The sequence below is a fragment of the Mesorhizobium sp. M1A.F.Ca.ET.072.01.1.1 genome (genome assembly GCF_004023325.1).
Classification (GTDB): domain Bacteria; phylum Pseudomonadota; class Alphaproteobacteria; order Rhizobiales; family Rhizobiaceae; genus Mesorhizobium.
On sequence record NZ_RZSF01000507.1, the window covers coordinates 1 to 3,373 of the forward strand.

3 protein-coding genes and 1 pseudogene are annotated in these 3,373 nt (G+C 63.5%); 2 read left to right on the forward strand and 2 right to left on the reverse strand.

Annotation, left to right across the window (positions count from 1 at the left end; all coding sequences use genetic code 11):
- A partial coding sequence (locus tag EOA32_RS39405; RefSeq protein ID WP_210214880.1) for a hypothetical protein occupies positions 1-262 on the forward strand: 262 nt, incomplete at its 5' end.
- Between the two features lie 104 nt (positions 263-366).
- A complete protein-coding gene (locus tag EOA32_RS35195; RefSeq protein ID WP_067318936.1) occupies positions 367-1,410 on the forward strand; it encodes a LacI family transcriptional regulator in 1,044 nt (347 codons plus the stop codon).
- 117 nt (positions 1,411-1,527) lie between these two features.
- Here the strand turns inward: EOA32_RS35195 and gndA are convergent, their stop codons facing one another.
- Positions 1,528-2,952 (reverse strand): NADP-dependent phosphogluconate dehydrogenase, encoded by a 1,425-nt coding sequence (gndA, locus tag EOA32_RS35200; protein ID WP_128374143.1) that lies wholly within the window; start codon positions 2,950-2,952, stop codon positions 1,528-1,530.
- Positions 2,953-3,060: 108 nt separating this feature from the next.
- Positions 3,061-3,373: pseudogene (locus EOA32_RS35205) on the reverse strand (copper resistance protein CopC); the annotation flags it as partial.

Below are 3,373 nucleotides of genomic sequence, written 5' to 3' on the forward strand. Positions count from 1 at the left end.
ATCTGAAACGTTACAGATTTTCGATACGGCAAATGCCCAATATAGGCAACCCCTCGAATGGGACGGCATGAGATTTCTTCGAGGCGTGAACAAAATCCTCTCCAAAGGGCTTGTCGGGAAGTCGCTGGTGCGGCCAATCGATACAAAAAGCAGAGCTAAATCGAGATTTGTTTATGATTTCAGCACCTTTCAGCCCACCCCTGTGGCGCTGACCACAACGAGTGCGACCTGCCCGATGATCACGGGCGTTGGCAATCTGTAACGTTTCAGTATATTGCACCGTGTCATGGACTGAAAGCCGCGCAAATGGATGGGCGCGATTGCCGGCCGGCTTCGCGGCTGCTATGCGCCTGATGGGCGGGACGAATGGACAGACGAGCAACCGAGAAGGACGACGACACGTCGGCTAAGGGACGGCCGACGCTGAAGACGCTTGCCTTCATGACCGGGCTCGGCGTCACCACCGTCTCGCGCGCGCTGAAGGACGCGCCTGAGATCGGCGCCGAGACCAGGCGGCGCGTGCAGCTCGTCGCCAAGCAGATCGGCTATCGCCCGAACCGCGCCGGCGTGAGGCTGAGGACCGGCAAGACCAACGTTATCAGCCTGGTGCTCAACACCGAGCACGAGCTGATGAGCTTCGTCTCGGACATCATCTACGGCGTCACCGAGGTGATCGCCGACACGCCCTATCACCTGATCGTCACGCCCTATTCGCGCTCGCAGGACCCGCTGGATCCGGTCCGCTATCTGGTGGAGACGGGCTCGGCCGACGGCGTCATCATTTCACGCACGCAGCCCAACGACCCGCGCGCCCGCTATATGCTGGAACGCGGCATCCCATTTGCCACGCATGGCCGCACCGACATGGGGCTGGTGCATCCCTATCACGACTTCGACAACTATGCTTTCGCCGGCGAGGCGGTCCGCCATCTCGCCGGCATGGGCCGGCGCCGGCTGGCTCTGGTGACGCCGCCGGTCGGCCTCACCTATTACGACCACACGGTGAACGGTTTTGCCGATGCGCTGAGCGAGGTCGGCGCCAGCGAGGTGCCGTTCAACACCGTCTCCATCGACCACACGATCGAGCAGATCAGGATGCGAACCGCGCAGCTCATGCGCCGCGAGAGCCGTCCGGACGGCATCGTCAGCAGCGCCGCCGCCGCTACGCTCGCCGTTGTTGCAGGCATCGAGGACGCCGGCTTGAAACTCGGCCGCGATGTCGACGTGGTGTCGAAACAGTCCTCGGAACTGCTGCATTTGTTCCGGCGCGAACTGCTGGTCGTGAACGAGAATTTCCGGCTCGCCGGCTCCGAGCTTGCCCGCGCCGTGCTCGGCTGGATCGGCGGCAAGGAACCTGGCTCGCTGCAATCGCTGAGCAAACCGAGCGAGGTCCTGCCCTATCGGGGTTGAACTGGCGCGACTTGAGAGTCAGGTCAGGCTGAGTTGGCGGCTTTAGAGAACCGGAAGCGTGCTTGAGTAGCACCGGGAGCGCAGGAAGCCGCCTTTGCACCCTGGCATAACCTGACTCTAGGCGGCGCCGCTTCCCCACGGCCCATGGAACGCCCCCTCCTCGCCGATGCGCTCGAAACCGTGCGCGCCGAAGAAATCGCGCTGCGCCTGGATCAGGTTCGACGTGCCGCGGCCCTGGCGATAGCTGTCGAAATAGGCGAGCGCCGAGGACAGCGCCGGCACCGGTGAGCCGGCCTCGGAGGCCCGCGCCACGATGCGCCTGAGCGACGGATGCGCCTCCTTCATCATGGCGATGAAGGCCGGCGCCATCAGGAGATTGGTCGAGGCGCCGCCTGAGCCGAAGGCCTCCGCCATCGTGTCCAGCATCTGCGAGCGGATGATGCACCCGGCACGCCATATCTTGGCAATGGTCGGCATCGGCAGGTTCCAGTTGAATTCCTTTGAGGCGCCGCTCATCACAGCAAAACCTTGCGCGTAAGCCGCGATCTTGCCGGCAAACAGCGCCAGCTCGAGATCCTTCAGCAGCGCCGCCTTGTCGCCGGAAATCTTCTCGACGCCGATATTGCCGTAGGCCTTTTCCGCCGCCTGCCGTTCGTCCTTGATCGACGACAGCACGCGCGCCGCTACGGCAGCCTCGATGGCCGTCGCCGGAATGCCGAGCTGCTGCGCTTCGATGACCGACCATTTGCCGGTGCCCTTCTGGCCGGCGCGGTCGAGGATGACGTCGACCACCGGCTTGCCGGTCTTGGGATCGTCGGCTGCGAGAACCTTGGCGGTGATCTCGATCAGGTAGGAGTTGAGCCGACCCTGGTTCCAGCCGTCGAAGACCTTGCCGATCTCCTTCGGCCCCATGCCTAAGCCGTCGCGAAGGATGCCATAGATCTCGGCGATCATCTGCATATCGGCATATTCGATGCCGTTGTGGATGGTTTTGACGAAATGGCCGGCGCCGTCGGTGCCGAGCCAGGCGGCGCAAGGCTCGTCCTTGAACTGGGCGGAGATCGCCATCAGCACTTTCTCGACACGCTTCCAGGAGTCTTCCGTGCCCCCAACCATGATCGACGGCCCGTGGCGCGCGCCCTCCTCGCCGCCCGACACGCCCATGCCGATAAACGTCAGGCCGGAGCCCGACAGCTCGGAGAAGCGCCGCATCGTGTCGCGGAAATTGGCATTGCCGGCATCGATGACGATGTCGTTGTCGGAGAGCACGCCGCGCAGCGCCGCGATCTGCTCGTCGACCGGCTTGCCGGCCAGCACCATGATGATGATCGGCCGAGGCGGCCGGATCGCTGCGGCGAGTTCCTCCAGGCTGTAGCAGGGCACAACCATGTCCTTCAGCGGACCGGCGTTTTCGACGAAGGCGCCGGTGCGCGACGGCGTGCGGTTGAAGACGGCGATGCGGTGCCCGTGCTCGGCGATGTTGAGCGCCAGGTTGGAGCCCATCGTGCCAAGGCCGATCAGGCCGATTTCGGCTTTTTCCATCGTTTCTTCCCTGCTTTCGAACTTTTGTTGAAGCCGCGTTTTGGACGGATGATTGACGGGCCTTCGCGACGGCGTCAACCGCCTCGCCGAATTGTGTCGCGGTCTAGGTCAGTCGGCTCTGATATCAATTGGCGCTTCAATCTTCACCATCTCGAAATCGGAAACCAGGATGTCGAGCCGGGCGTTCCAGCGGCCGGGCAGCGGGATGACGAGATTCTCGACGCGCCAGGTGCCGTCGCCGCGTTTCGTCGCCGGCCGTTTGATCGGCTCGATGCCGGAATCCGGCTTCGACAGCACCAGGGTCACCTGCTTGGCATCCATCGGGCCGAAATCGCCGGTCATGATCACCATCGAGGCGGCAACCTGGCCGGCATGGCCGGGCGTGATGCTGAGATCGGCCATCGCCTGCAGGGTGTGGATG